The 26,386-nt window shown below is 49.8% G+C and carries 25 protein-coding genes and 1 pseudogene; 20 read left to right on the top strand and 6 right to left on the bottom strand.

The features are described 5' to 3' along the window. Window positions 1–34: 34 nt before the first annotated feature. On the bottom strand, window positions 35–694 hold the full coding sequence (locus H3M12_RS11125) for a histidine phosphatase family protein (protein WP_129031335.1): 660 nt from the start codon (window positions 692–694) through the stop codon (window positions 35–37). Window positions 695–964: 270 nt separating this feature from the next. On the opposite strand from H3M12_RS11125, the gene H3M12_RS11120 reads away from it, so the two are divergent. From H3M12_RS11120 to H3M12_RS11110, 3 genes and pseudogenes are all read left to right on the top strand, one after another. After that, entirely contained in the window at window positions 965–2,305 is a 1,341-nt protein-coding gene (locus tag H3M12_RS11120) for a TrkH family potassium uptake protein (RefSeq protein ID WP_225423477.1), read from the top strand. 12 nt (window positions 2,306–2,317) lie between these two features. Continuing rightward, window positions 2,318–2,967, top strand: a pseudogene (locus tag H3M12_RS11115) (potassium channel family protein). Between the two features lie 308 nt (window positions 2,968–3,275). Next, window positions 3,276–4,355: an LCP family protein gene (locus H3M12_RS11110; protein ID WP_129031334.1), complete on the top strand. Its 1,080-nt coding sequence runs from the start codon at window positions 3,276–3,278 to the stop codon at window positions 4,353–4,355. Window positions 4,356–4,517: 162 nt separating this feature from the next. Here H3M12_RS11110 and H3M12_RS11105 read toward each other — a convergent pair whose 3' ends face one another. Then, complete coding sequence (locus H3M12_RS11105; protein WP_129031333.1) at window positions 4,518–5,192, bottom strand: EAL domain-containing protein; 675 nt, start codon at window positions 5,190–5,192, stop codon at window positions 4,518–4,520. A 284-nt stretch (window positions 5,193–5,476) separates the two neighbouring features. Between H3M12_RS11105 and H3M12_RS11100 the strand changes: the two genes are divergently transcribed. Further along, window positions 5,477–6,625, top strand: coding sequence for a GGDEF domain-containing protein (locus H3M12_RS11100; RefSeq protein ID WP_182150724.1), 1,149 nt, complete (start codon window positions 5,477–5,479; stop codon window positions 6,623–6,625). Window positions 6,626–6,643: 18 nt separating this feature from the next. Here the strand turns inward: H3M12_RS11100 and H3M12_RS11095 are convergent, their stop codons facing one another. Beyond that, a complete protein-coding gene (locus H3M12_RS11095) occupies window positions 6,644–7,642 on the bottom strand; it encodes an IS30 family transposase (protein ID WP_182150575.1) in 999 nt (332 codons plus the stop codon). 138 nt (window positions 7,643–7,780) lie between these two features. On the opposite strand from H3M12_RS11095, the gene H3M12_RS11090 reads away from it, so the two are divergent. Further along, window positions 7,781–7,984: a hypothetical protein gene (locus tag H3M12_RS11090; protein ID WP_129031331.1), complete on the top strand. Its 204-nt coding sequence runs from the start codon at window positions 7,781–7,783 to the stop codon at window positions 7,982–7,984. A gap of 69 nt (window positions 7,985–8,053) precedes the next feature. Here the strand turns inward: H3M12_RS11090 and H3M12_RS11085 are convergent, their stop codons facing one another. Further along, on the bottom strand, window positions 8,054–8,383 hold the full coding sequence (locus tag H3M12_RS11085) for a hypothetical protein (RefSeq protein ID WP_129031330.1): 330 nt from the start codon (window positions 8,381–8,383) through the stop codon (window positions 8,054–8,056). 166 nt (window positions 8,384–8,549) lie between these two features. Between H3M12_RS11085 and H3M12_RS11080 the strand changes: the two genes are divergently transcribed. The 3 genes from H3M12_RS11080 to H3M12_RS11070 all read left to right on the top strand — a co-directional run bounded on the left by H3M12_RS11080 (window position 8,550) and on the right by H3M12_RS11070 (window position 13,258). Beyond that, window positions 8,550–10,283 (top strand): ABC transporter ATP-binding protein, encoded by a 1,734-nt coding sequence (locus tag H3M12_RS11080; protein ID WP_129031329.1) that lies wholly within the window; start codon window positions 8,550–8,552, stop codon window positions 10,281–10,283. Beyond that, window positions 10,276–12,117, top strand: a complete 1,842-nt coding sequence (locus H3M12_RS11075; protein WP_129031328.1) for an ABC transporter ATP-binding protein — start codon at window positions 10,276–10,278, stop codon at window positions 12,115–12,117. The genes H3M12_RS11080 and H3M12_RS11075 overlap by 8 nt, the downstream gene beginning before the upstream one ends. Before the next feature lie 118 nt (window positions 12,118–12,235). Continuing rightward, window positions 12,236–13,258, top strand: coding sequence for a serine hydrolase domain-containing protein (locus tag H3M12_RS11070; protein WP_129031327.1), 1,023 nt, complete (start codon window positions 12,236–12,238; stop codon window positions 13,256–13,258). A gap of 69 nt (window positions 13,259–13,327) precedes the next feature. Here the strand turns inward: H3M12_RS11070 and H3M12_RS11065 are convergent, their stop codons facing one another. Together H3M12_RS11065 and H3M12_RS11060 are read right to left on the bottom strand one after the other, a co-directional pair. Then, on the bottom strand, window positions 13,328–14,032 hold the full coding sequence (locus H3M12_RS11065) for a type 1 glutamine amidotransferase (protein WP_129031326.1): 705 nt from the start codon (window positions 14,030–14,032) through the stop codon (window positions 13,328–13,330). Next, the gene (locus tag H3M12_RS11060; RefSeq protein ID WP_129031325.1) at window positions 14,029–15,378 is read right to left on the bottom strand and encodes a Mur ligase family protein; all 1,350 of its coding nucleotides are present in this window, start codon (window positions 15,376–15,378) and stop codon (window positions 14,029–14,031) included. Before H3M12_RS11060 ends, H3M12_RS11065 begins: the two co-directional genes overlap by 4 nt. A 236-nt stretch (window positions 15,379–15,614) precedes the next feature. Here H3M12_RS11060 and H3M12_RS11055 point away from each other — a divergent pair, with 236 nt between their 5' ends. The 12 genes from H3M12_RS11055 (at window position 15,615) to atpD (ending at window position 26,380) form a co-directional block, all read left to right on the top strand. Next, a complete protein-coding gene (locus H3M12_RS11055) occupies window positions 15,615–16,199 on the top strand; it encodes a thymidine kinase (RefSeq protein ID WP_129031324.1) in 585 nt (194 codons plus the stop codon). Between the two features lie 20 nt (window positions 16,200–16,219). Further along, complete coding sequence (gene prfA, locus H3M12_RS11050) at window positions 16,220–17,305, top strand: peptide chain release factor 1 (RefSeq protein ID WP_129031323.1); 1,086 nt, start codon at window positions 16,220–16,222, stop codon at window positions 17,303–17,305. Beyond that, window positions 17,298–18,146 (top strand): peptide chain release factor N(5)-glutamine methyltransferase, encoded by an 849-nt coding sequence (gene prmC, locus H3M12_RS11045; RefSeq protein WP_129031322.1) that lies wholly within the window; start codon window positions 17,298–17,300, stop codon window positions 18,144–18,146. Before prfA ends, prmC begins: the two co-directional genes overlap by 8 nt. A 12-nt stretch (window positions 18,147–18,158) precedes the next feature. Next, window positions 18,159–19,184: an L-threonylcarbamoyladenylate synthase gene (locus H3M12_RS11040; RefSeq protein WP_182150723.1), complete on the top strand. Its 1,026-nt coding sequence runs from the start codon at window positions 18,159–18,161 to the stop codon at window positions 19,182–19,184. 187 nt (window positions 19,185–19,371) lie between these two features. Next, window positions 19,372–20,001, top strand: coding sequence for a uracil phosphoribosyltransferase (gene upp / locus H3M12_RS11035; RefSeq protein WP_129031320.1), 630 nt, complete (start codon window positions 19,372–19,374; stop codon window positions 19,999–20,001). A gap of 376 nt (window positions 20,002–20,377) precedes the next feature. Continuing rightward, complete coding sequence (gene atpB, locus H3M12_RS11030) at window positions 20,378–21,097, top strand: F0F1 ATP synthase subunit A (protein ID WP_129031319.1); 720 nt, start codon at window positions 20,378–20,380, stop codon at window positions 21,095–21,097. Between the two features lie 36 nt (window positions 21,098–21,133). Next, window positions 21,134–21,346 (top strand): F0F1 ATP synthase subunit C, encoded by a 213-nt coding sequence (gene atpE / locus H3M12_RS11025; protein WP_024746921.1) that lies wholly within the window; start codon window positions 21,134–21,136, stop codon window positions 21,344–21,346. A 46-nt stretch (window positions 21,347–21,392) separates the two neighbouring features. After that, a complete protein-coding gene (gene atpF, locus H3M12_RS11020) occupies window positions 21,393–21,908 on the top strand; it encodes a F0F1 ATP synthase subunit B (protein ID WP_129031318.1) in 516 nt (171 codons plus the stop codon). Further along, on the top strand, window positions 21,898–22,440 hold the full coding sequence (atpH, locus tag H3M12_RS11015; protein WP_129031317.1) for an ATP synthase F1 subunit delta: 543 nt from the start codon (window positions 21,898–21,900) through the stop codon (window positions 22,438–22,440). Before atpF ends, atpH begins: the two co-directional genes overlap by 11 nt. A 30-nt stretch (window positions 22,441–22,470) precedes the next feature. Then, window positions 22,471–24,012 carry a F0F1 ATP synthase subunit alpha gene (gene atpA, locus H3M12_RS11010; RefSeq protein ID WP_129031316.1) on the top strand — a complete coding sequence of 514 codons (1,542 nt, stop codon included), beginning with the start codon at window positions 22,471–22,473 and terminating at the stop codon, window positions 24,010–24,012. A gap of 30 nt (window positions 24,013–24,042) precedes the next feature. Further along, window positions 24,043–24,942, top strand: coding sequence for a F0F1 ATP synthase subunit gamma (locus tag H3M12_RS11005; RefSeq protein ID WP_129031315.1), 900 nt, complete (start codon window positions 24,043–24,045; stop codon window positions 24,940–24,942). Between the two features lie 22 nt (window positions 24,943–24,964). Continuing rightward, entirely contained in the window at window positions 24,965–26,380 is a 1,416-nt protein-coding gene (gene atpD, locus H3M12_RS11000) for a F0F1 ATP synthase subunit beta (RefSeq protein ID WP_129031314.1), read from the top strand. The last annotated feature ends 6 nt before the right edge of the window (window positions 26,381–26,386 follow it).

Here is a 26,386-nt window from a genome sequence, read left to right as displayed (position 1 = left end):
CGGTTATTCGGGCTCGCCTTTAATGTGTCAAAATTTAAAGCCGGTCACGATTATAGTAATCGATCTTCAGGTGTAAATCGGGGTCATGTTGCAACGTTAGCCGGGTAATCTTGCTGTTTTCGGGGGTGAGGGGGTCCAACAACATTGGGGCGTAACGTGCAATTAGGGCCCGCAGGTTTGAACTGTGAGAAATCAGCAACACGGGTTGGTCACCGGTGTTCTCGTGGTAGATTTGGTCTAAGCCCATTAAGAAACGTTCCCAAAAGTCCTGACTAGTTTCCGCCAATTGGGCAGGGTCGGCGGTATGCAGTAAATCTTGAGCGGTGTCGACTGAAGTGTGAGCAACTAAATCGGCGTAATCGGTCCAGCCGTGAGCCTGGGCAATCAAGTGCCAGGTATAAGCTACTGGTTGACCTTCAAACGCGCCGTAAAAGTGTTCTCGCAAGCTGGCAAGAGACGTCACGGGGAGGTGCCAATCGTTAGTCGCTTGAATTTGCGTGGCGCTACTAATCGCCCGGCTGGTATCACTAGTGTAGATACGGGCAAACGACAATGGACGCAAAGCTACCGCCGTTTGGGCCAACTGCCGGTGGCCCCGATTAGTCAACGGGGTATCACTCCATCCCTGGAATTCATGGAACACGTTGAAGTAGGTTTCGCCGTGGCGAACAAGGTACAACGTGATGGTTTTCATAGGCGTTTCCTCCTTAAAAGTAACCTCTCCTGTAGTGTACGACCTTTTGGCTCTTAGTAGGCATACAAACGGGGGACTTAGGACGGTGACCAAGAAAGCCGGCAAGTGACGCCCAAAAACTTGCCTTCGAGGCTAAAATCCCCTTGCTTTTAAGCGGGTTTCGGGCTTAAGCTGAGAGGAGCAGATTTTGGGATTTAGGAGGTGAAGTGAGGGGCTCAATCGCTAATTTGGGTGTGAGTGTCTTGCTTGGGTTTGATGAAGATTTGGCACATGCGATTTTTAGATACGCTTTCGAAAAAAATGGTCTTTGGGTTCGTGCTGATTATTGCCCTGGGAACCATCTTATTAAGTTTACCCGCGGCGACCCGTACCGGCCAAGAGACATCCTTTCTGAACGTCGTCTTCACGGCCTCGTCAGCAACCTGTATCACGGGCTTGACTGTGGTGAACACAGCCACCCACTGGTCGATTTTTGGTCAGGTGGTCATTTTGGGGATGGCCGAAGTCGGGGCCCTAGGATACATGACCTTTGCCGTGTTGTTGTTTAACTTGATTCGCCGCCATCGTAATATGGGGTTATCAACGCAACTGATGGTCAAGGAATCTTTGAACCTAGAAACACTGAGTGATACTAAGAGCGTGATGAAATACGTCATTGGGTTATCTGCAGCGTTTCAAGTGGGTGGCGTGGGACTTTTGGCCCTAGATTTCGTCCCCCGGTATGGTTGGGGACGCGGCCTTTATGTATCGGTCTACCACTCAGTGATGTCCTTTTGTAACGCCGGTTTCGACGTTTTCGGTAATAGTCTCGAAGGATTTCGTCACGACCCGTACTTACTCATCGTGACCATTATTTTAATTATTAGTGGGGGCCTGGGCTTTTTGGTCTGGCGCGATCTCTTGCTCTACCATGAGCGTAAGCGCCTCAGTTTAAACTCAAAATTGACCCTGGTGACCACGGGAACGTTGTTCGTGGTTGGTTTTGTGGCCCTATTAGTGACCGAGGGGAACTTGAGCCGCTTTGCGGACCAAATGGCGTGGCCCAATCGGGTTTTGAACACTTTATTTTTGAGTGTGACGCCCCGGACGGCGGGAATTATTACTTTACCGACACACTCACTACATGCTGGGAGTATTTTCTTAATTATGATTTTAATGTTTGTTGGGGGGACGCCCGGGTCAACGGCCGGTGGGATTAAAACCACGACTTTTGGGGTGTTGATGCTCCAAAGTATCGCCCAGTTGCGAGGTAAGGACGACGTTGAATTCAGTCACCGGCGCTTCAGCCAGGCCAACATCAGCCGGGCGCTATTGTTAGTCTTTTTGGCTAGTATCGTGATTGCCGTTGCAACGCTGATCTTGACGCAGACCGAGAAGATTCCGCGCGGGTATGGACTAGAATACATTGTGTTTGAAGTCCTCTCCGCATTTGGGACCGTAGGCTTAAGCATGGGCTTGACCCCGGATCTAAGTGCTGTGGGCAAAATCGTGATTATTTTATTGATGTTTATTGGCCGGGTCGGTATCTTTACCTCGTTGTACTCACTGTCGAAGCGGCAGACGCGGGTCAACCGTATCCGGTATCCGGAAGAAAACATTTTAATTGGTTAAGGAGTGGCAAAATTGCGAAAAAACTGTGCGGTATTGGGCTTAGGACGCTTTGGCGAAGCAGTCGTGCGAACGTTGGTCGATATGCACCAAGATGTATTAGCCGTTGATGTTGACGAGGAACGGGTCAACGAGTTAGTCGATGTGGCCACACAGACTCTAATTGCGGACACGCGTGACGAAGAGGTCTTACGGCGGTTGAATATCGATACCTTTGATTACGTCATCGTTGGGATTGGGAACAACATGGAGGCCAGTATCCTCACCACATTATTGGCTAAAGAACAGGGGGCCAAGAAAGTGATAGCCAAGGCCGAAACGGCCGACCATGACGAGTGGGTGCCGACCAGGTTGTGTTCCCCGAACGGGACATGGGCCGGGGCATCGCCCGTAAACTCTTGTCGAACCATATTCTGAATTTTATTGACTTGAGCAAGGATTACACCCTTGCCGAAGTTGTCATCACGGATCCGACCTTCGTCAACCAAAATTTGATTCAGTTGAATTTACGCCAACGCTTCGATTTAACGGTGATTGCGATTCAACGGGGCCAAAAGATTGACATCTCCCCGGACCCCACGGCAATCGTGCAATTACACGATATTTTGACCGTGGTGGGACCGGTCAAACAAGTCGAGGCCCTTGACGAAACATTAAAGAAATAATACACTAGTCAGCTCCTGGGAAAACGAGCTGACCGACCACGTGGTTAGAGTAGCCGTTTTTAGCAGGACGGTCAGCTGACGACGTGGTTTTTTGATAGCCCAATGGTGCTTGACAACTGGTTAAAATATAATTAAAATATTATGATAATCTAATCATTTTATCATTGTTTTAGAAACCTTGGAATTTGATTAAGGTCAGGACAAGCTTAGGAAGACTTAAGGAATCCCGCTTATAATGGACGGGTTCAATCATTTTTAGATTATGTGTACCCCGGTGGTCGCAAGCCGGTGGTTGAAAGGATGGCAACATGCAACGTAGACGAAGAAATCGACACCCCTGGCTCAAAACATTTTTAGCACTCATCTTGGTGCTGGTCGTGGGTGGTGTCGCGTACGGCGCCCATCAATATCAAAACTTGCAAAGTTCCGTCAAGAAGTCGTATAAGGCGTCGGGCGTTACTAAACTGCGGAACGTGAGTCAACAATTGGCGAAGAAAAAGCCGATTTCGATTTTGTTGATGGGGACCGACACCGGTGCGTTGGGCCGAAACTTTCAGGGCCGAACCGATAGTATGATGGTGGTGACCATCAACCCTAAGACCAAGAAGACCACGATGACCAGTTTGCCCCGTGACTTAGCGGTCAATATTCCGGGGTACACCAGCCAGTCACCCGCTAAATTGAATGCGGCGTACGCTTGGGGCAAGTCCAAGACCGCCATTACCACGGTCCAAAAGATGCTGAACGTCCCCATTGATTTCTACGCCATTATCAACATGGGCGGAATGAAAAAAATCATTAACGAAGTCGGTGGTGTGACTTTGAAGCCAACTTTGAGCTTTAGTTATGGCGGGTACACCTTTAAAAAGGGTGTCAAGACCCACATGAACGGGAAGAAAGCGTTGGCTTATGCCCGGATGCGTGACGATGATCCGCAAGGGGATTATGGTCGGCAGACGCGGCAACGAAAGGTCATCATGGCCCTGTTGAAGCAAAGTAAATCAGTATCGACACTACTGAACGAATCGTTTATCCAATCGCTGTCGAAGCAAACGCAAACTGATTTGACCTTTAATGATTTAACGGCGTTGGCGCAGAATTACCGTACGGCGCTTAAGCACATCAAGACGACCCATATCCAGGGAAGCAGTCAAACGATGAACGGGCAAAGTATGGAAGTTGCGACGAAATCGGAACTCCAACGGGTCACGAACTATATTCGTAACGGTCTTAGCTTGGCCTATGCCAAAACAGGAAAAATCGCTATTATGACCACCGCCGATACCACTACGACGACGGGGTCGACCGCTATCTCACCAGGCAATAGTACTGGTACCGGCACCACTGGGGGGGCTGGAGGTACCGGCGGCCCAGGTGGTGGCCAATAACAAGCTACTAAAAAGTTAATGAGTTTAGACTAAATACGAAAGTGCACCGCTTTTAAATGGAAGATCCATTTGAAGGCGGTGCACTTTTAAGTTATTCGTTGTCTACAAGGGGGCCAAAACGGACGGTCAAAGTCAATTAGGGGGGGACGCTTGGTTTACAGTCTAATCAGTAGACGTTAATTTGAAAAGATGGGGCTTGCCGTAATACCATCCCTGGCGGAGATTAAGTCCCAATTGATTAGCCATGGCGTCTTCGGCGGGGGTTTCTACACCTTCTAAGATAAAGCGTAAATGCTCACGAGTGGCGACTTCTTGCCAAAATTTTAAAGCTGTGGGAATTTCGGCTTCACGGTGAGCTTGCCGGAAGTTCTGGAGGGCAAACTTCACCTCGCTGGCAGCGCCCAGGATTGGTTTCAAGTGTGGGTAAGTGTTGAGGCCGGTCCCCACGTCATCGAGGCTGAGCTGGATGCCGCGTTGGTGAAAGAAGCGTACCTGATCGATAATCTGCTGGGTGGTGACGGCTACGGTCGTGGGTTCCTCGGTGACTTCTAAGACGAGGGTCACGGGATAGATTTGTTGTTGCGCCGTTAAAATGGCTTGGGCAATCTGGGGATCGATAAACTGGGCTTGGTTCGTGTTGAATGAGACCGAGCCAATCTTTAAGCGCAATTTCTGCGCGGTCTGGCGAATCAAGTCGCTCTGAACGGCAATCGGAATGGCACCAAAGTCGTGGGGGAGGACCCATTGACCGGCCCGCTTTTGACGAATGAGTAATTCGTAACCAACCAGTGATTGGTTGGAAACGTCCAGTTGCGGTTGGATAAAGTAACGATACATGGGACTTGATTCCTCCTTGTATGGCTGTTCAGTAACTATCATACTGTACTTGGCCGTTAAACCATAGAGCTGGCTGATGATTTGATTAGAAAACAGGCTCATTGTCAGCTAATGGTCTATTTAATATAGTCCGTTATATAATTCTTTATGGCTTTATTATATGAATTGATTTATAGTAAATGTAATCAGTAAACTTACCTATTTTGGCCTTAAAATCAGTTGGGCGCTGATTGCCAGTGAATGAGGTAAGAAATTGAACGACAATACACGGGGAGTCTGATGAAATGACCTGGTCAATGTGGTTAGTGCCACCCTTTATAACAAGTGTCTTTTTTGTCCTCGGGGTCATCACACTCTATTGGTCAATCTACAATTGGACTACAGCTTGGTATGAAGCCCGTAATCGCCCCGTCAATACCAAGCGGGTGCAGACCTGGATTGGGGCGGGGTGTGCAGTTATTGCCGTTTTTGCACTCCAATTATTGGTCCGAGACAGCCAGCTTTCTTGGACGTTCACTAATTTTCAACTGTTGATTTTAATGTTTACGGCTTACTTCTTGCAATTACGGGTCCCGTACTGGATGATCTGTGTGTTGGGAGTCGGCTTTATGTTTTTGAACGGCAACGTTGCCCAGCCGCTGTCGTGGGTGTACATGATCGTTTTTGCGGCGTTTTACGTGGAATCCTATATTCAAGGGGTCCATATGTGGCGCTGGCCGTTTACCCGCTACATTGCGTTGGCCATGATCAATGGTGCCATTCTTTGGGGAATCGTTAAGCTACGGCTTAATCTGTCCTGGTCAACGGTGATGGAAGAGTTGATTAACTTTTTCTTGCTTGCCGTGTTGATGTATGGGTACTTTCGGATTCAAAATCAGGATCGGCACATCAAAGATCGGCTTTTTCGTTCGGCAAACTGGGATGCATTGACCAAGGTGCAAAATTATGCCGCCTATGACCGCGCCATCGGCCGGCAGTTCTACCGCAATGTGTCCCGGCACCACGATTTGTCGATGATTATGTTCGATATCGACCATTTTAAGCACGTGAACGATACCTACGGGCATTTGGCCGGGGATGAGGTGTTGCGGGCCGTGGCTAAGACGGTCAGCGTGACGTTGAAACGTTTGGACCCGGGGATTGCGCTTTACCGAACTGGAGGCGAAGAATTTAACATTATTCTTCCTAATTATACAGCCAGTCAAGCGCATCCCGTAGCCCAACAAGTCTTTAACAGTATCGTCAACCAAGCAGTGGCTTATAATGGACAGGAGATTAGTGTGACTTTGTCGCTGGGAGTCTCCGAACTGACGGTCAAGGACCAGACGCCACTCGACTTCTACAAGCGGGTGGACGCCAACCTCTACCATTCTAAACGGAATGGCCGGATGCAGATTACAACAACACCGTGGCAAACGGACATCTCGGAATAACTTTTGACTGACGAATTGTCAAATCAAGTGTAACTTTTTACCGAAGAAAACTTCAGATGGTGTCTTCCAGCCTAAGACCTTACGGGGGCGATTATTTAAATTCCTGACAAACTTCGCGATATCTTGATCGGTCAGTTCATCAAGGTCAGTTCCTTTGGGAAAATACTCTCGGATGAGACCATTGGTATTTTCGTTGGTCCCACGTTGTTGTGGTGCGTGCGGGTCTGGAAAATAGACTGAGATACCAAGCTCTTTACCGACTTCACGATAACCCGCAAACTCTGTACCTCGGTCTGGTGTAAGCGTACGAACGCGTTTAGGTGTGACTGTATGCAGGAGGTCGATCATCGCTTGGGTCACATTCTTGGCATTCACTTTGGGTACACGCTCAGACAGAAGGTATCGTGACTTACGGTCGACCAGTGACACTAAACCCGAACGCCCGACCTTGCCGCGAACGGTATCGCCTTCCCAATGGCCAAAACGAGTCCGATTCTCACATGAGACTGGTCGTTCATGGACTGATGGGACATTATTAAAACGGCCACGTCGTTCGTTGACAGTTCCTTTAACCTTACGAGTTTTCCCACGATGTCGTAACTTTCGAGCGAATCCTCGAGCCCCATGACTTTTACGTTTAACGCCTAAATTATTTCGTTCAATTCCGCGATAAATCGTGTTGTAGCTGATATGCCAATTACTGGTCTCTAAAGATAAACGACCGGCGATTTGCTCGGGTGACCATTGTCGTTGAAGAATGCAGTGAAGGACAAAGTCGCGTAGCTTTAAATTCTCCAGTACCCTGAGGCGGCGACTCTTTAATCGGCGCTGTTGATAGTTCTGCTGGGCTTTTACGGCGGAATAGGCGCCCCGACCGCCGTTGCGTTTAATTTCTCGTGACACAGTGGCTTTGGAACAACCGATTTGATTGGCAATAACCTGGTAAGTATGGTGTAAAGTTACACCTAACAGTATGCATTCGCGGTCTTTTAAGGTAAGATGTGTATATGGACTCATAGCCTAAGAACTCCTTTAGATGATTGTTATGGTGACTTCATTCTACAGGACTCAGGCTAGGAGTCTATTTTTATTTTCTTACTTGTTGCACTTCAATTGTAAATTCGTCCTTGAAGTTTAAGGTAAAGGGGGACTAGAATGATTTTTGGTTTTTTAATGCTTTTATTACTGTTTCCAATTTTACGGCTAGTCTTTGGTCTGGCCGGCTGGCTCTTAGGGCTGGTAGGGACCCTAGTCATTGGAGCCATCGTGCTACTGGCCTTTGCGGCGCTATTGAAATTTGTCGTGATTGCCGCTTTGATTGCCGGTGGTATCTGGGCCTCTAAAGCCCTCTTGAGTTAAAATTAACGCACCAAGGGCCCGGAAATAAATTTCCCGGGCCCTTTTATTCACAGCGAGATTGAATTTGGATTACTCAAAGGACAGCTCGACCAAGTAGGCGTGTTGGGCAGCCACATAACCCGTGGTGATCCACACGTTTTGGTAATCGGGCTTGGAACTGGTTGTTCGGTCAAAGAAATCATCAAGGAGTTCCCCGTGCATGGCTAAAAAATCCTCGTTTAATCGGTTAACGACTAAACGTTCCGTGGGAAAGTAGATTTCTGGATTGGCCACGGGAACTGTATCGGGAACGCTGATGGAAACGACGTTACTGTTGCGTTGCGCGATGAAGCCTACCCGGTTAGGATGGCGATGAATATACGTCAATACGTTGTAAATCGAATCAGAATTACTAGCCACAAGTCTCGGCTCCCTTCAGTGGTTACATTGTACCAAATTTCAACTAAATTATCAGCCTAGCCCAAACGGTCAATGATTGCAAACGGTAAAGAGACGAGTATAATTGTCGCATATGTAGTTTTATCTATTAGTTTATTTATCATACGAGAAAGAAGGCCAAAATCAAATGATGCGACTTGCCCGAAAACACCTTAATTGGTGGGCAGTAGCCCTCGCGGTAGGGTTTTTGATCATTCAGGTCGCCTGTGACCTGTCGCTTCCCACATTAACCTCCAATATTATTGATAAAGGGATTGCGAATAACGATATTGCGTACATCTGGCGAACTGGTGGTCAAATGTTGCTCTTAAGCTTCATCGGGGTACTGGGGGCGGCTGGTAATGTGTATTACGCAGCGACTCAGTCTCAAAAGATGGGCCAACGGATTCGGACGGACTTGTTCCGCAAGGTCACGTTGTCCTCAACGGAGGAATTTGAAACCATTGGGAACGCGTCTTTGATTACGCGGACCACTAACGATGTGGTCCAGATTCAAAACGTCATGGTGCAAATGCTGCGGATGATGCTGATGGCGCCCATTATGTTAGTGGGAGCGGGCATCTTAGCCTATCTGAAGAGCCCGCGGTTAACGTTGGTCTTCTTAGTGGCGTTGCCAGTCTTAGCAATTTTTACCATCGCGATTATGTATTTTGCGGTACCACTGTTTAAGAGCCTGCAAAAGAAGATTGACCGGATCAACCTGATCTTTCGGGAAGGCCTAACCGGGGTCCGGGTCATCCGGGCATTCAACCAGGATAAATTTGAACAGGACCGTTTTGAAGGGGCTAACCAAGACTACACCCAAACCGGGATTAAGGTCTTCATGATTGTCTCCTTGATGTTCCCGATTATCACTTTGATCATTAGCGGGACCAATATTGGAATCGTCTGGTATGGTGGCCAATTGATTGCCCACCAGGCCTTGGCCGTGGGGAACTTAGTGGCCTTCATGACGTATGCGACTCAGATTCTGATTAGCTTTATGATGGTTTCCATGGTCTTCGTCTTCGTGCCACGGGCGCAAGCTTCAGCGGCCCGGATCAACGAAGTGATGGATTTGAAGTCGAAGATCAATGACGCCGACCAGCCGATGACGTTTGCGGACCAGACGGCTAGTTTAACGTTCGATCACGTGAACTTTCGGTATACGGGTGCGGAAAAGCTGGCTTTAGCTGACGTCAACTTTGCGGCTAAAGCGGGCCAAACCGTTGCCATCATTGGGGGGACCGGTTCCGGAAAATCGACGTTGGTTAACCTGATTCCGCGCCTCTTTGACCCAGAAAGTGGCCAAATCCGCTTAAACGGGACCGCGTTGCCGGCGGTTAGTCAAAAGGAACTACACGCCGCCGTTTCGATCACGCAACAGCAAGCCGTACTCTTCTCCGGGACGATTCGCAGCAACATGCTAACTGCCAAAGCAGATGCCAGTGACGATCAGATGTGGCATGCCTTACAGGTTGCCCAAGCCGCTGACTTTACACAGGAAGCCGGTGGACTGGATGCAACCGTGGAACAAAACGGGGATAACTTCTCTGGAGGGCAACGACAACGACTAGTGATTGCTCGGACCATTTTGAAGCAGGCCAGCGTCTATGTCTTTGACGACTCGTTCTCGGCACTGGACTTCAAGACCGATTCTGTCTTGCGGCAAGCGTTGAAGAAGGATCAACAGGTTCAAAACGGCGTGACAGTGATTGTCGCGCAACGGGTCTCGACCGTCGCCGATGCTGATTTGATTCTGGTCATCGATGGGGGTCGCATTGTGGGCCAAGGAACGCATGCCGAATTAAAGGCCAACAACCAGACTTACCAAGAAATTCTTGAGTCACAATTACGGAAGGGGGATGCCGTCGATGCGTAATGGACGTGGATCGGCCACCAAGCAACGGCCACAAAGTTTCTGGAAGACGACGGGCCGCCTCTTTCGGTATATGAAACACTGGATTCCCGGTATCATCGTGGTTCTGATTTTTGCGGCGGCTTCCGTGATTTTACAGATTCGGACACCGAAAATCTTAGGCCAAGCCACTACAGAACTCTTTAAAGGGGTCATGAAAGGGACCGCACAATTGAAGGCGGGCATTGGGATGGACAGCCTACCGATTAACTTTGGGAAGATTGGCCACATTCTGCTAGTCGTAGCGGCCCTTTACGTGGGCGCGGCCATTTTCGGGATTATCCAGCAAGTCATCATGAACTGGATTGCCCAAAAGGTGGTCTACCAATTACGGCGTGATTTAAAGGACAAGATGCAACGCCTCTCCCTTAGCTTTTACGACACCCATAGTAACGGGGATTTAATGTCGCGGATGGCCAATGATATGGATAATATCGGTGGGACGCTACAACAAACGTTGTCCCAAATGGTCACCAGTATCTTGACCTTCTTCGGGGTGCTGTACATGATGCTCACGATTAGTGGCTGGTTGACCCTAGTGGCGTTGGTTTCCGTGCCGCTGAGTTTACTGGTCGTAGGAATCGTGGCACCGAAATCACAACGCTTCTTTGCCAGTCAACAGAAGAACCTGGGGTTATTGAACAACACGGTCGAAGAAACTTATGCTGGTCATACGGTGGTCAAGACCTTTAACCAGGAAGACAACGTGCAAAAACAATTCGAAGACCATAACCGGAAGTATTACAAGTCGGCCTGGAAGGCACAGTTTGTTTCCAGTCTGATCTTCCCGTTGATGAACTTCGTGAAGAATTTGGACTACCTGGCCGTTGCCGTTATCGGGGGGATTCAGGTCGCTAACGGAACGGTTAGCTTAGGGAACGTGCAGGCGTTTCTACAATATACCAACCAGTTCTCGCAACCCATCACCCAGATGGCTAACTTGACCAACACCATTCAGGCCACAATTGCTTCTGCCGAACGGGTCTTTGCCGTTTTGGATGAAGACGACATGGTCGAAACGGCCCACAATCAGTTGCCGGCGAAGACCGCGGCAAGTGGGAACGTCATCGAGTTTGATGACGTGAACTTCCGCTACGTGGAGAACCAACCACTGATTGAAGACTTTAATCTCGCGGTCAAACCGGGTGAAATGGTAGCCATTGTCGGACCAACCGGGGCCGGGAAGACTACCATCATCAACTTATTGGAACGGTTCTACGACGTGGACTCGGGACAAATCAAGTACCGGGGTCAAGCCACCAATACGGTGCCGCGGCGCGACTTACGGCAACATTTTGCCATGGTGCTCCAGGATACCTGGTTATTTACTGGAACCATCTTCGACAACATCAAGTACGGTCGGGAAGACGCTACGGCGGACCAAGTTTACGCGGCGGCTAAGGCGGCCCACGCGGATGCCTTTATTCGGCAATTGCCGGATGGCTATGATACCATCTTAAACGAAGCAGCCAGCAACGTTTCGCAGGGGCAACGGCAGCTTTTGACCATTGCGCGGGCCTTTGTCGCTGATCCAGATGTCTTGATTTTGGATGAGGCCACTAGTTCCGTCGATACCAGAACGGAAATGCTGATTCAACATGCCATGACGCGGTTACTGGCCGGTCGGACTAGTTTCGTGGTGGCCCACCGGTTGTCGACGATTCAAAATGCCGAAAACATCGTGGTCATGAACCACGGGCACATCGTTGAAACGGGGAACCACGACAGTCTGTTAGCGGCTAAGGGCTTCTACGCCGACCTGTACAACAGTCAGTTTGCGGGTAACGAATTAGCTTAAGCTATGAACTAAATAGGGTTACTCTGGGAGGCTCGCGCTAGCGGGGCTCCCTTTTTTGACCCGGCGTTGCGTTTTCTAGCCGGTTGCGGTTAAATGGAAACCAGAGGGAAGGGATTAGATGGCCTATCAGGCAACGAAAGCGGCTTTACGGCAACTGGTGGCGCACCGGGTGGTTCCCGGGGTGAGTTACGCCTTTGTCGATGGCGATTGCGTTGAGAGTGGCGTCATGGGCCAAGCGGCTTGGGTACCCCAAGTTGAACCGTTACGAGCGGGAATGACCTATGACGTGGCGTCATTGACCAAGGTCGTGGGGACGCTGAGTGTGACCTTACAACTCTTGGCGCAGGGGCGCTTGCATCTAGAGGACCCCGTGACAATTTGGTTACCGGCTTTTCGAGACTCACGGGTTACGATTCGCCATTTGTTGACCCACACGTCGGGTATCACGGGCTACATCCCGAACCGAAACCAATTGACTGCGGCCGATTTGACTGCGGCCTTGCTGGGCCTTCATGTAGGGCCGACCTTTAACGTCAAGATGGTTTATGCCGACGTGAATTATATCTTTATGGGCTGGATCATCGAGGCTATTTTGGGTGTTCCCGTGCAGGTAGCCGTGCAACGGCGAGTCCTAAATCCACTGGGGATGACGCACAGCACCTTTACCCCGACGGATCCGTTAGCGTGCATCCCGACAGCGGTAACCGCCACTCGCGGTCTCGTACGGGGAAGTGTCCACGACCCCAAAGGGTATGTGTTGCAACGCCGGTGTGGATCGGCGGGCTTGTTTAGCACGGTGGCCGATTTAGTCCGGTTCTGCCAGGCCTACTGGCACCCCGAGCAATTCGCCAGCGTATTACCCCCGACCTGGGTGCACCGGTTGATTGCTGATTGGACGCCAACGGGTCAGGATGGTCGGTCGCTGGGCTGGGCATTGACCGCGACCCAGTGGCCACAAGCCCACCGGGTGTTATGGCACTCCGGCTTTACCGGGACCTATCTGGCCATCGATCCGGCTACCCAGCAAGCCATGGTTTTCTTGACCAACCGGGTGCACCCCAAGGCACCGAACCTACCGTACCTGGATCAGCGTAACGCGGTCTTAGGGACTTATTTGGCTGAAAAACAGGGGCGGCGGTGACAAAACTAGTGACTAATAAAGGCACCAAGTTCAATGCGAACTTGGTGCCTTTATTGTGAAAGTTAAGGGTTAGAAGGTCGCTGGAATCGGCAACGCTTCTTGTTGACTGAAGTCGTCGTCTGGGAACTTGCGTTTCAACGCGGCGACTAGTAAGTGTTTGGCAATGTCGCCGTTACGGGTCAAAATCGGACCGTGGAAGTAAGAGCAGTAGACGTTTTTGTAGATGGCACCTTCCGTACCGTCTTCGCCGTTATTCCCTTTACCTTTGACCACATCGCCGAGCGGGCGTTCGCCCTTGCCGATGAAGGTTCGACCCTGGTGATTTTCAAACCCGTGGTAGGTCTCACCGGTCTCTTGGTTCTTGATGACAATGTTACCGATAAACCGGTTGTGATCCTGCGCTAAGGTGTAGTGGTCTAACGCCCCGATACCTGGGAGCTTTTCACCGTCCGCTCCGATGTAGTAGTGACCTAGTAATTGGAAACCGCCACAAATCGCGAGTAGGGGACCGCCGGATTCGATGAACTTGATTAGTTCGGCCTTTTTGGTTTGGATATCTTGGGCGACGATGGTCTGTTCAAAGTCTTGACCCCCACCGAAGAAGGCTAAGTCGTAGTCGGCGGCGTGAAACGTTTCTTCCAGGCTGATGACTTTGACGTTCAAGTGGACGTCCATTTGTTTGGCATAGTAGTTTAACGCCAGAATATTACCGATGTCACCGTACGTGTTCATCAAGTCGCCGTATAAATGGGCGACGTTCAACTCATAAGTCATACGCCGAGTCCCTCCTTAATGAAGCCCTTTGAAGCTAAAATCTTTCGTAACTGGAGCATCGCTGTGTAGGTGGCGAGCACGTATACCCGGTCCGTTGGCACTTCCTGGATACGGTCGACGACCTTTTCCAAGCTTGGCTCAACGATATGCCGGTCATCGGGGACACCCGCGACTTTCAGCCGGAAGGTGATGTCCTTGTACCGCTCACCCCCGGTGATAAATGTGGGGATGTTTGCGTTGGCGAGCTGTTCGAAGTCGCCGTCCCAGATCCAACTGGTATCGATTCCGTCGGCGTAGTTGGCGTTCAACAAGCCCACGAACGAGAAGGGATGCTTGTCGGTCCCAATCATGTGCAACACTTGGTCTAACCCCACGGGATTCTTGACCAGTACAATGGTGACCTGTTTGCCGTTGACGTTGATGACTTCTTGACGGCCAAAGACCTGCGCGTTTTCGGTGAAAGCGTGGGCGATCTTTTCGGGGGCTACGTCAAGAAAACGACCGACAGCGTAAGCGGCTAAGGCGTTGTAGATGTTGTAGGTCCCACCGACAGAAATTTTGAACGGCTGACCATCCAGGTCAAACTGTGAGGATGTTGGGGTCTGTTCTCCTAGCTTAGTTAGCCGATAAGTCAGGTCTGGCCGGTGGAAGCCACAGTTCGGGCAGAAGTACTTGCCTTGGTTACTGTAAGTCAACGAGTGGTAGTGTAGGATGTGTTGACAGTTGGGGCAAAGCACCCCGTCGGTATTCGGCTTGGCTTTGAAGTCGCGATCCGGCTGATCGTCGAAACCGTAATATTGGATGGGATTGGGTAATTGTTTAGAATTAAAGATGGGTGAGTCCCCGTTGGCGATGATGGTAGCTTCGGGAGCCAAAGCTACTCCGTCAAGAATTTTTTGATAGGTCGTGTAGATTTCACCGTAGCGGTCCATTTGATCGCGGAAAATGTTGGTGAAAACGAAGGCCTTGGGGTGGATGTACTCGGTGACCTTGATCACGTTGGCTTCATCCACTTCCAACACGGCAAGTGGGCGCCCGGTCTTAGGCCGTTTGGCGTTTAAAAAGGTCGTGACGATTCCTTGTTCCATGTTGGAGCCCGTCGGATTGGTCAAAATCGCGGGATATTTCTCGTGTAAGACCGAGACAGTCAGGGCGGTGGTCAAGGTCTTCCCGTTGGTCCCGGTAATGACGATGACATCGTACTTCGCTCCCAAGGACCGGAGAATTTGTGGATCTAATTTTAACGTGATCTTACCCGGAAGAGAGCTTCCCCCGTGTAAGAAGGTGTGAAGAAACCAGTAAGATGATTTCCCCGCAAAAGTGGCAACACCGCTTCGCAATGACATGGACATTTCGCTCCTTAAACAAGACTAGATTGAACCTCAAACGTTAATTTTAGCATTTTTTGGTAGAATAGGGGAGCGCACACCTTGAACTTTGCGAAAATGCAAGAAAAATCAAGCTTAAACTGGAGCTAAATCGCCTTCAAACGGGATGGTCAAAAGTTTCCTTGCGCGCGAGTCGAATTTTACCTAGTAATCAGCTATAATAGATTAGAAACTGTCAAAAAGGTGGGAGTAACGTGGCACAGCTCTTTTTTCGGTACGGTGCAATGAATAGTGGTAAGTCAATTGAAATTTTAAAAGTTGCCCATAACTACGAGGAGCAGCAAAAACGCGTCATCATTATGACCAGTGGCCTGGATACCAGAGATGGGGTCGGGTCGATTGCCAGTCGCATTGGGTTGAAGCGCGCTGCGCAACCAATCTTTGCAACGACGAATATTTACCAAGAAGTGTTGCGGGTGGACCCTAAAGCCAATTGTATCTTGATCGATGAGGCCCAGTTTTTGACCAAACAGCACGTATTGCAGTTGGCCAAGATCGTGGATGAATTACAGATTCCGGTCATGACCTTCGGCTTAAAAAACGATTTTCGCAACGAGTTGTTTGAAGGGTCTAAGTACCTGCTTTTATACGCGGATAAAATTGAAGAAATGAAGACGATTTGTTGGTTTTGTACCAAGAAGGCCATCATGAACTTGCGCTTTCACGAAGGCCAGCCGGTCTACGAAGGTGAACAGGTTCAGATTGGCGGGAACGAAGCCTATTACCCGGTCTGTCGACGGCACTATTTCAACCCGCCGTTGGATCAAATCGGAAAATAATGGAATGAGGTTAAATCTAAATGGATGAAATGTTTGACAAGCTCCAGGCGGTCGCAGACCGTTACGACGAGCTGAATGAATTGATCAGTGATCCGGAAATCATCGCGGATACGCAGAAGTTCATGGCCCTTTCGAAGGAAGAGGGAGAACTGCGGGATACGGTGGCGAAGTACCACCAGTACCAAAGTGTCACTAAGCAAATCAAGGATGACGACGAATTGCTACGGGAGAAACTTGATGATGACATGGAGAGCATGGTCAAGGATGAACTCAAGGATTTGAACGACCAAAAGGAAAAGCTGGAAGACGAGATCAAAGTCTTACTGTTACCAAAGGATCCGAACGATGATAAGAACATTATCATGGAAATTCACGGGGCCGCCGGTGGGGATGAAGCTAGCTTGTTTGCCGCGGACCTCTTTAGCATGTACTCTAAGTACGCCGAACGTCAAGGCTGGAAGACGGAGATTATCGACGAGAACGCCACCGAAGTCGGGGGCTTTAAGGAAATTGTCATGATGATCACCGGTGACAAGGTCTACTCCAAACTGAAGTACGAAAACGGCGCACACCGGGTCCAACGGGTGCCCGTTACCGAATCGGCCGGCCGGGTCCACACCAGTACGGCGACCGTGGGCGTGATGCCGGAAGAACAGGACGTGGACATCGACATTGACCCGAAGGACATTCGGACTGACGTTTACCGCTCTTCTGGAGCTGGGGGCCAACACATCAACAAAACTTCGTCGGCCGTGCGGATGACCCACTTGCCAACGGGTATCGTGGTCGCCATGCAAGACGAACGGTCACAGCAACAGAACCGGGCGAAGGCCATGCAGATTTTAAAGGCGCGGGTCTACGACTACTACAAACAACAGGAAGAAAGTGCCTATAACGCGGAACGGAAGTCGGCCATCGGGACCGGGGACCGTTCCGAACGGATTCGGACTTATAATTACCCGCAAAACCGGGTCACGGATCACCGAATCGGTTTGACACTGAATAAATTGGACCGTGTGATGAACGGGGAACTTGACGACATCATCGATGCCTTGATTCTCTCGGACCAGGCGGCTAAGCTGGAAGACCTTAAAAATAATGGGTAGTTCAATCACTTACTGGGCGGCACTAACGGCGGCAAAGCAGACCTTAACGGCGGCTGATCAGGACCCAAGTGCCGCCCAGTTTCTTTGGCAAGAAACCCAGAACTGGACCTTTACCCAACTGGTCCAGCACTACCGCGAGCTGGTTCCGGCAACGCAATTGGCGACTTACCAGCAACAGGTAGCGCGGGTGGCCCAGGGGGAACCCGCCCAATATGTCTTGGGCCACGCGCCGTTTTACGGCCGAGAATTTCGCGTCACGGCGGCTACGTTGATTCCGCGGCAAGAAACTGAAGAATTGGTCGAATGGATTCTGACGACCACGGTGAAGACCCCACAAACAGTCCTCGATGTGGGGACCGGCAGTGGTGCAATCGCCGTGACGCTTAAGGCAGAACGCCCACAATGGCAGGTGATTGGTACCGACATTTCACCAGCAGCGGTAACGGTGGCGCAACAGAATGCGTTAAGGTTAGCGCCCCAGGTGAAGGTCGTCAGTGGTGACTTGTTCGCGCCGGTGGTGGGGCAACATTTCGACCTCATCGTGTCCAACCCGCCGTATATCGACCATACAGAACTCGCCGCGATGGATGAGTCCGTCAAACGCTACGAACCGCAAACGGCGTTGTTTGCGGCTGACCACGGATTAGCCTTTTACCGGCGTTTTGCCGCGAATCTGCCCACTTACCTGACGCCACACGGCACCTTTTTTGCGGAACTTGGCTACCAGCAAGGCACCGCGGTCCGGGCCATTTTTGAAGCGGCATTACCCAAGGCCCAAGTGACCATTCGCCAGGACCTTAGCGGCCATGACCGGATGGTTCGGGTCCAACTTACAGAATAATGGGAGAATAATATGGAAACAAAAATTTTTAAACCAAATCAAGTCGAGGCGGCCGCAGCGCTTCTGCGTGCGGGCCAACTCGTGTCATTTCCGACCGAAACGGTTTACGGCTTAGGGGCCGACGCAACGAACGAAGCGGCAGTCAAACAAGTTTACGCGGCCAAGGGTCGGCCGAGTGATAATCCGTTGATCGTTACGGTGACCGGACCGGCGATGGTGGAACAGTATGCCCAACCGTTGTCCACCAAAGCTCAGGCGTTGATGAAGGCCTTTTGGCCGGGGTCATTGACGTTGATTTTGAATCTCCAACCAAACGCCCTTTCTCAGGCAGTCACCGGGGGCTTGAAAACCGCGGCTTTCCGGAACCCGGCTAACCAGACCACGTTGAATCTGATTCAAGCGGCTGGCGTGCCGCTAGTGGGGCCTTCGGCGAACACCTCAGGAAAACCTAGCCCCACGTTAGCGGAACACGTCTATCACGATTTAAAGGGTAAGATTGCCGGTATCGTGGACGATGGGCCCGCCCAAGTCGGGGTTGAATCGACCATCCTCGACCTAACGGCAGACGTGCCAACGATTTTGCGGCCGGGGGCTGTAACTGAAGCGGATCTGGAGCCAGTTATCGGTCAAGTACGGTCGAACCACCACAAAGTGGGTAAGACTGAAGTTCCCAAGGCACCGGGGATGAAATATAAGCACTATGCGCCGGACGCCCAAGTCTACATCGTCGATCACGAGACGGATTGGGACGCGGCTTTCAAGTGGGCCCAAGCGCAGGACTATTCAATCGGGGTAATGGCCCTCGACAACGTTTTAGCGGCTCATCAATTGCCGACTAACGTTGAGGCTTATTCATTAGGTCAAGACCTAAGTAGCGCTAGTCACCGCTTGTTTGCGGGATTGCGACACTTTGACCTGGAATCATCCGTGAAGGGCATCCTGACCCAGGGATTTGCCGACGATGGGCTGGGTTCAGCTTACATGAACCGACTCAACAAATCGGCGGGGCAGGTCCACTTTGACCCAACTCAAGCTTAATTCAGGACTAAATGATTTTTAGGGGCCCCCGGCGTGATGCCTGGGGGCCTTTTAGTCACTTTCAAGTGAGATCATAGCCGTTAGTTCGCATAAAAAACAATGAAAAAGCGATTTCATTCACAAAAAGTGCGGTATCGAGCCTTAGATAATGGTACAATTGTAAGAAATAATAAAGGAGCGTTTATTCATGGGGAAGTTTCAAGTTCTCGACCATCCGCTGATTCAGCATAAATTAACGATTATTCGTAACAAAAACTGCGGGACTCGCAGTTTTCGGGAAGTCGTTAACGAAATCTCGACGTTAATGGCTTACGAGGTCTCTCGTGATATGCCACTACAGGACAAGGAAATTGAGACGCCAGTCGCAAAAATGACGGCGAAAGAATTAGCCGGTAAGAAAGTGGCCATCGTGCCGATTCTGCGGGCCGGTATTGGTATGGTAGACGGTATTTTGGAGTTGATCCCGGCCGCTAAGGTGGGACACATTGGGATGTACCGTGACGAACAGACCCTGCAGCCTCATGAATACTTTGTTAAGTTGCCGTCAGATATTGACCAACGGCAAGTCTTTGTGGTCGACCCGATGCTTGCCACCGGTGGATCAGCCATTATGGCGATCGACGCGTTAAAGAAGCGTGGCGCCAGCAACATTAAGTTTGTTTGCTTGGTTTCGGCACCAGAAGGGGTCAAAGCCTTACAAGCTAAGCACCCAGATATCGATATCTATACGGCCGCATTAGACGACCACCTGAACGAGGACGGTTATATTGTGCCTGGTTTAGGGGATGCCGGTGACCGGTTGTTTGGGACCAAATAATATGATATGAAGGGCCTGGAAGGCGATTTCCAGACCCTTTTTGTGACTGCACGGGGTGGCCCGATTTAGACGGGAAGTTGGGGGCCACGAAAAAATCGCAAATATTTTTGCTGATTGCGCACGCAATTAGCATATGGAAGCGGTCGCATCCCCGGGATGGCCCTAGATTACGCTTTTTGTCGAAGGTTACAGTGGTGTGATATTTTCGTGAAATTTGTTTTGTTTTTTACGAGGATTGGTGGTATCATATCCTGTGTATTTGAATGGAGCACTCGCTTCGTTCGCTATTCCGTAAACTTCAAGAGTTTAGCGGGTTTTGCCGGTCGCTACATTGTTGAGGGATACGTTCATATAGTGTGAAAAGAGGTGATATTCGGTGAATGATGGTCCAGTTTCGACCTTCCAATTTCTGGGATTGACATTTAGTACCGCAAATGTCGTCTCTGGGTTAGTGGTTTTTCTATTAGTCTTGGCAGTGGTCTTCTTTACCTCACGGCATTTAGCCATGAAGCCAACTAAGGGACAAAACTTTCTGGAATGGCTGATTGAATTTACCAACGGAATTTTGAAGGGATCAATTCCTTCCAATGAGGTGAGTGGATTTGGACTTTACGGGTTTACCCTGTTTCTGTTCCTTTTCCTGTCTAACCAACTGGGGCTATTTATCCAATTGGCAATGCCTAATGGTGCAACGGTTGTCCGCAGTCCAACGTCTGACCCAATCGTCACGTTGACGTTCTCGCTGATGACGTTAATGATTGCACAATTCTCAGGTGTCCAAAAGCTGGGGTACAAGAAGCATTTTGCGAACTACCTCAAGCCGTTCGTTGTTTGGTTGCCAATTAGTATCTTCGAAGAATTCACAAATTTCCTGACGTTAGGTCTTCGTATCTTTGGGGTAATCTTCTCTGGTGAAATGTTGCTTAAGCTCATCTGGGGCTTGGCAACGTCACACGGCCTAGTGACAATGATTGTCGCGATTCCAATTGAAATGGTCTGGCAAGGGTTCTCTGCATTCTTGGGGGCCATCCAGGCGTTCGTCTTTGTCACGTTGTCGTCAGTTTATATTTCTCAAAAGCTCGAAGTTGAGGAATAAACGTATTTTTTTAAATTTAAGGAGGAAACACGAATTATGGGAGCTATTGCAGCTGGTATTGCTATGGCCGGAGCCGCTATCGGTGGTGGTGTCGGTGATGGTATCGTTATTTCAAAGATGCTTGAAGGTATGTCACGTCAGCCTGAACTGTCAGGTCAATTACGGACGAACATGTTCATCGGTGTTGGGTTAGTTGAAGCTATGCCAATCATCGCCTTCGTTGTGGCCTTAATGGTTATGAACAAGTAGTTGAACTTATTTCTCATTATTTGACAGTAAAAGGAGGTGTCAATAGATGCTCTCACATTTAGTAGTTGGTTCTTCATTATACTTTGGTGACTCACTATTCTACGCGATTTGCTTTATCCTCTTATTATGGGTGGTTAAGGTTTTGGCTTGGAAGCCAGTCACGAAGATGATGCAAGATCGGGCCGACAAAATTTCGAACGATATTGATTCTGCGGAAAAGTCACGGAGCGATGCCGCGAGCTTAGTTGAAAAACGCCAAGCAGCGTTGAATGCGTCCCGGGGTGAAGCCCAAACGATCGTTCAAGATGCCAAGACGAATGGTCAACAACAACGTGACCAAATCGTGGCCCAAGCGCAAACTGATGCCCAAACGTTAAAGACCAATGCCCAAAAGGATATTGATCAAGAACGTGAAGACGCTTTAGCTGGTGCGCGCAACGATGTGGCGGACCTATCTATTGAGATTGCTTCCAAGATCATTCAAAGAGAATTAAACGCTGATGACCAAAAGGCATTGATTGATTCTTACATTGAAGGGTTGGGGAAGCATCATGAGTCTTGATAGGACAACCGTAGCTAAGCGCTACGCACGCGCATTATTTGAATTGTTGTCCGAAAAAGACCAACTGGAGGACGGCTATGCTGAACTTCAGGAGCTTCGACGTGTCTTCCAGGACAACCCACAATTGGGTACTGTACTCTCAGACGCTAGTTTACAAGCGGCAGATCGCGAAAAACTGGTCGACCAATTGGCCGAACAAGCTTCGCCTTACATTCAGAACCTGATTCACATGGTCTACGACTACGGGCGTATGGACGCCATGGTCGCCATCGTTAATCAGTTTCAAAGCTTGTACGACGAAAAACACCACATTGTTTATGCCCACGTAACTACGGCGATTGATCTTTCTGCTGAGCAAAAAGATCAAATCTCGACGGCTTACGCGCAACGAGTTGGTGCTCAGAAAGTTATTTTAAACAGTCAGGTCGACCCAACGATCTTGGGCGGTGTGATTGTCGAATCCGCCGGCATGATCCTTGATGGCAGTCTTAAGACGAAAATCAACAAGTTGCGGCGTCGACTGTTGGCATAATAAATCTGTAGGTAAAGAGGTGAAACTTTCATGAGCATTAAAGCTGAGGAAATCAGTACTCTAATTAAGCAACAATTAGAAAGCTACAAAGATGAACTCTCAGTTGAAGAAACTGGTACGGTAACTTATGTTGGTGATGGGGTTGCCCGGGCCCACGGCTTGGACAACGCCTTACAAGGTGAGCTGCTTTTGTTTGATAACGGGGTTTATGGGATGGTCCAAAACCTCGAAACTAGTGACGTTGGTATCGTTGTTCTTGGTGATTTTACTGGAATCACTGAAGGCGACACCGTTAAGCGGACTGGTCGAATCATGGAAGTTCCCGTTGGAGATCAATTAATTGGCCGGGTATTGAACCCGTTAGGCCAACCAATTGATGGCAAGGGGGACATTAAAACTGATAAGACACGGCCAATCGAACATAAGGCACCGGGTGTTATGGACCGGCAAGGGGTTAACGAACCTCTACAAACCGGGATTAAGGCCATCGATGCTTTGGTTCCAATTGGACGTGGTCAACGTGAATTAATCATTGGTGACCGGAAGACCGGGAAGAGTTCCATTGCGTTGGATACGATCATTAACCAAAAGGGTCAAAACATGATTTGTATCTACGTAGCCATTGGGCAAAAGGAATCTACGGTTCGGGCCCAAGTCAACACGTTGCAAAAGTTTGGTGCGATGGATTACACGATTGTCGTTTCGGCCGGTCCTTCCGACCCAGCGCCATTACTGTACGTTGCGCCATATGCTGGGGCAGCGATGGGTGAAGAGTTCATGTTCAACGGCAAGCACGTGTTGATCGTTTATGATGATTTAACCAAGCAAGCCGATGCTTATCGTGAACTTTCATTGATTCTTCGGCGGCCACCAGGTCGTGAAGCTTACCCTGGTGATATCTTCTATACCCACTCTCGTTTGTTGGAACGGGCTGCGAAGTTGAACGATGACTTAGGTGGGGGGTCGATGACCGCCTTACCAATCATTGAAACCAAGGCTGGTGACGTGGCGGCTTATATCCCAACCAACGTTATTTCCATCACCGATGGTCAAATCTTCTTGAATAGTGATTCGTTCTATTCTGGGGTTCGGCCAGCCATGGATGCCGGGACGTCTGTTTCCCGGGTTGGTGGGGACGCCCAAATCAAAGCCATGAAGAAGGTTGCCGGGACCTTGCGGTTGGACTTGTCCTCCTACAAGGAACTGGAATCCTTCGCTCAATTTGGTTCTGATTTGGATGCGGCCACCCAAGCGAAGTTAGCGCGTGGGGCACGGACCGTGGAAGTCTTGAAGCAAGGCTTGCATGAAGCCGTCCCCGTAGCTAAGGAAGTTATCATTCTGTTTGCGTTGACGCACAGTCACCTCGACAAGTTAGCCGTGGAAGACGTTCTGCGTTACCAAAACGAATTATTCGACTTCATGGACAGTTCGCACAAGGACATCGAAGACACGATTACGAAGACGGGGAACTTGCCAGAAGGCGACGCGCTCGAAGACGCAATCAAAGAATTCGACCAGACTTTCCAACCGTCCAAGCACGATGACGAAGCCGCAACTAACTCTGAAAACTAAGATTGCTTGAAGGAAGGATGGTGAGGAACAATGGCTGAATCGATTCATGACGTTCAGCGTCGGATTAACTCGACCAAGGCGACCCGCCAAATTACGGCGGCCATGCAAATGGTCTCGACGGCGAAGTTAAATAAGATTCAGAAACATACGACCGGTTACCAAGACTACGTGTCGAAGGTCAAAGCGGTTGTGATGCACCTTTCGCAGTCTCATCTGTTGGATAATTCCTCAAGCAACCTGCAGTCAGACCGTCCAGTGAAGAAGACCGCTTATCTGGTCATTACCTCTGATCGTGGTATGGTGGGGAGCTACAACAGCAGTATCCTACGGGATGCTAACCGCTTTATCGACGACCGGACCCCCAACCAAGACGACTACATGATTTTAGCCGTCGGGGGGACCGGTGCGGACTTCTACAAACGGCGGGGGGTCAATGTCGCATATGAATACCGGGGAGTCAGTGACGTGCCTGAATTCAACGAAGTTCGGGAAATCGTCAAGACGGTCACCACGATGTTCAATAACGAAGTGTTCGATGAACTCTTCGTATGCTACAACCACTTTGTTAACCGAATTTCATCCCGGTTCCGGGCTGAAAAGATGTTACCGGTCGATAAGGAAACCTTAACGACCGACGCTGCGAATGACACGCCAACTAAGCCGTTGACGGCGGAGTACGACACGGAACCTTCTGAAGAAGAAGTGTTGCAGGTCGTCTTACCACAATACGCGGAAAGCTTAGTTTATGGTGCCATTCTGGACGCTAAGACTTCTGAACACGCATCCAGTACGAATGCGATGCAATCGGCCACTGATAATGCCGATGATTTGATTGGGACGTTGCAACTGCACTATAATCGTGCACGTCAAGCGGCGATCACCACTGAAATCACCGAAATTACCGGTGGGCAAGAAGCCTTAAAGAACTAATGACGGGAGGAATTAACGAATAATGAGTACTGGTAAAGTTGTTCAAGTTATCGGACCAGTCGTTGACGTTGAATTCCCATTAAACGATGAATTACCTGATATCAACACCGCCTTAAACATCAAAAAAGATGATGGTAGTGCGCTTGTGACCGAGGTTGCCTTGGAATTAGGTGACGGGGTCATGCGGACGATTGCCATGGACGGGACCGATGGTCTTCGCCGGGGCATGGAAGTAGAAAACACCAAAGCTTCTATTTCTGTTCCCGTTGGTGACGACACGTTAGGTCGGGTGTTCAACGTTTTAGGGGATCCAATCGACGGCGGCGCCGAATTTGGTCCGGATGCTGAACGGATGCCAATTCACCGTGACGCACCAAAGTATGACGAATTAAACCCAACGACCGAAATCCTGGAAACGGGAATCAAGGTCATTGACTTACTCGAACCTTACGTTCGTGGTGGGAAGATTGGGTTGTTCGGTGGTGCCGGTGTTGGTAAGACCGTTTTAATTCAAGAATTAATTCATAATATTGCCCAGGGCCATAACGGGATTTCCGTCTTCACCGGTGTTGGTGAACGGACCCGTGAAGGTAACGATATGTACTGGGAAATGAAGGGGTCCGGCGTTTTGAAGCAAACCGCCATGGTTTACGGACAAATGAACGAACCACCTGGTGCCCGGATGCGGGTTGCCTTGACCGGCTTAACCATCGCGGAATACTTCCGGGATGTTAAGGGCCAAGATGTGCTGTTGTTTATCGACAACATCTTCCGGTTTACGCAAGCTGGTTCTGAAGTTTCCGCCCTGTTAGGTCGGATTCCTTCAGCCGTTGGGTACCAACCAACGTTGGCCACTGAAATGGGTCAGTTACAGGAACGGATTACGTCGACGAAGAAGGGGTCTATCACCTCGATTCAAGCCGTCTATGTCCCAGCCGATGACTACACCGACCCAGCGCCAGCGACGACTTTCGCCCATTTGGATGCCACGACTAACTTGGAACGTTCTTTAACGCAACAAGGGATTTACCCCGCCGTGGACCCATTGGCTTCGACGTCAACGGCTCTGGCCCCAGAAATTATCGGCCAAGAGCACTATGACGTGGCGACGAGTGTGCAACACGTCTTACAACGCTATCACGAACTCCAAGACATTATCTCCATCTTAGGGATGGATGAACTGTCTGAAGAAGAACAAACGATTGTTAACCGGGCTCGGCGCATTCAGTTCTTCTTGTCGCAACCGTTCTCCGTGGCTTCTCAGTTTACGGGCTTGGACGGAAAGTACGTGAAGTTGGAAGATACCATTCGGAGTTTCAAGGCTATCTTAGACGGGAAGTACGACGACCTGCCAGAAGATGCCTTCCGGAACTGTGGGAGTATCGAAGACGCCGTCGCTAAGGCTAAGCAAATGAACGAATCGCTCGAAAACAACTAGGGAGGG

Source organism: Levilactobacillus suantsaii, from assembly GCF_014069315.1.
In the GTDB taxonomy this organism is placed as follows: Bacteria; Bacillota; Bacilli; order Lactobacillales; family Lactobacillaceae; genus Levilactobacillus; species Levilactobacillus suantsaii.
This window is presented reverse-complemented; position numbering and strand designations above follow the sequence as displayed.

Coding starts and splice junctions, on each gene's coding strand:
- H3M12_RS11090 (WP_129031331.1), top strand. CDS start 7,781: ATGATTTTTGGTTTTTTAATGCTTTTATTACTGTTTCCAATTTTACGG.
- atpE (WP_024746921.1), top strand. CDS start 21,134: ATGGGAGCTATTGCAGCTGGTATTGCTATGGCCGGAGCCGCTATCGGT.
- atpH (WP_129031317.1), top strand. CDS start 21,898: ATGAGTCTTGATAGGACAACCGTAGCTAAGCGCTACGCACGCGCATTA.
- H3M12_RS11105 (WP_129031333.1), bottom strand. CDS start 5,192: ATGTATCGTTACTTTATCCAACCGCAACTGGACGTTTCCAACCAATCA.
- H3M12_RS11065 (WP_129031326.1), bottom strand. CDS start 14,032: ATGACTTATGAGTTGAACGTCGCCCATTTATACGGCGACTTGATGAAC.
- H3M12_RS11095 (WP_182150575.1), bottom strand. CDS start 7,642: ATGAGTCCATATACACATCTTACCTTAAAAGACCGCGAATGCATACTG.
- H3M12_RS11075 (WP_129031328.1), top strand. CDS start 10,276: ATGCGTAATGGACGTGGATCGGCCACCAAGCAACGGCCACAAAGTTTC.
- H3M12_RS11080 (WP_129031329.1), top strand. CDS start 8,550: ATGATGCGACTTGCCCGAAAACACCTTAATTGGTGGGCAGTAGCCCTC.
- H3M12_RS11040 (WP_182150723.1), top strand. CDS start 18,159: ATGGAAACAAAAATTTTTAAACCAAATCAAGTCGAGGCGGCCGCAGCG.
- upp (WP_129031320.1), top strand. CDS start 19,372: ATGGGGAAGTTTCAAGTTCTCGACCATCCGCTGATTCAGCATAAATTA.
- prfA (WP_129031323.1), top strand. CDS start 16,220: ATGGATGAAATGTTTGACAAGCTCCAGGCGGTCGCAGACCGTTACGAC.
- H3M12_RS11100 (WP_182150724.1), top strand. CDS start 5,477: ATGACCTGGTCAATGTGGTTAGTGCCACCCTTTATAACAAGTGTCTTT.
- H3M12_RS11125 (WP_129031335.1), bottom strand. CDS start 694: ATGAAAACCATCACGTTGTACCTTGTTCGCCACGGCGAAACCTACTTC.
- prmC (WP_129031322.1), top strand. CDS start 17,298: ATGGGTAGTTCAATCACTTACTGGGCGGCACTAACGGCGGCAAAGCAG.
- H3M12_RS11110 (WP_129031334.1), top strand. CDS start 3,276: ATGCAACGTAGACGAAGAAATCGACACCCCTGGCTCAAAACATTTTTA.
- H3M12_RS11060 (WP_129031325.1), bottom strand. CDS start 15,378: ATGTCATTGCGAAGCGGTGTTGCCACTTTTGCGGGGAAATCATCTTAC.
- atpD (WP_129031314.1), top strand. CDS start 24,965: ATGAGTACTGGTAAAGTTGTTCAAGTTATCGGACCAGTCGTTGACGTT.
- atpA (WP_129031316.1), top strand. CDS start 22,471: ATGAGCATTAAAGCTGAGGAAATCAGTACTCTAATTAAGCAACAATTA.
- atpF (WP_129031318.1), top strand. CDS start 21,393: ATGCTCTCACATTTAGTAGTTGGTTCTTCATTATACTTTGGTGACTCA.
- H3M12_RS11005 (WP_129031315.1), top strand. CDS start 24,043: ATGGCTGAATCGATTCATGACGTTCAGCGTCGGATTAACTCGACCAAG.
- H3M12_RS11070 (WP_129031327.1), top strand. CDS start 12,236: ATGGCCTATCAGGCAACGAAAGCGGCTTTACGGCAACTGGTGGCGCAC.
- H3M12_RS11120 (WP_225423477.1), top strand. CDS start 965: ATGCGATTTTTAGATACGCTTTCGAAAAAAATGGTCTTTGGGTTCGTG.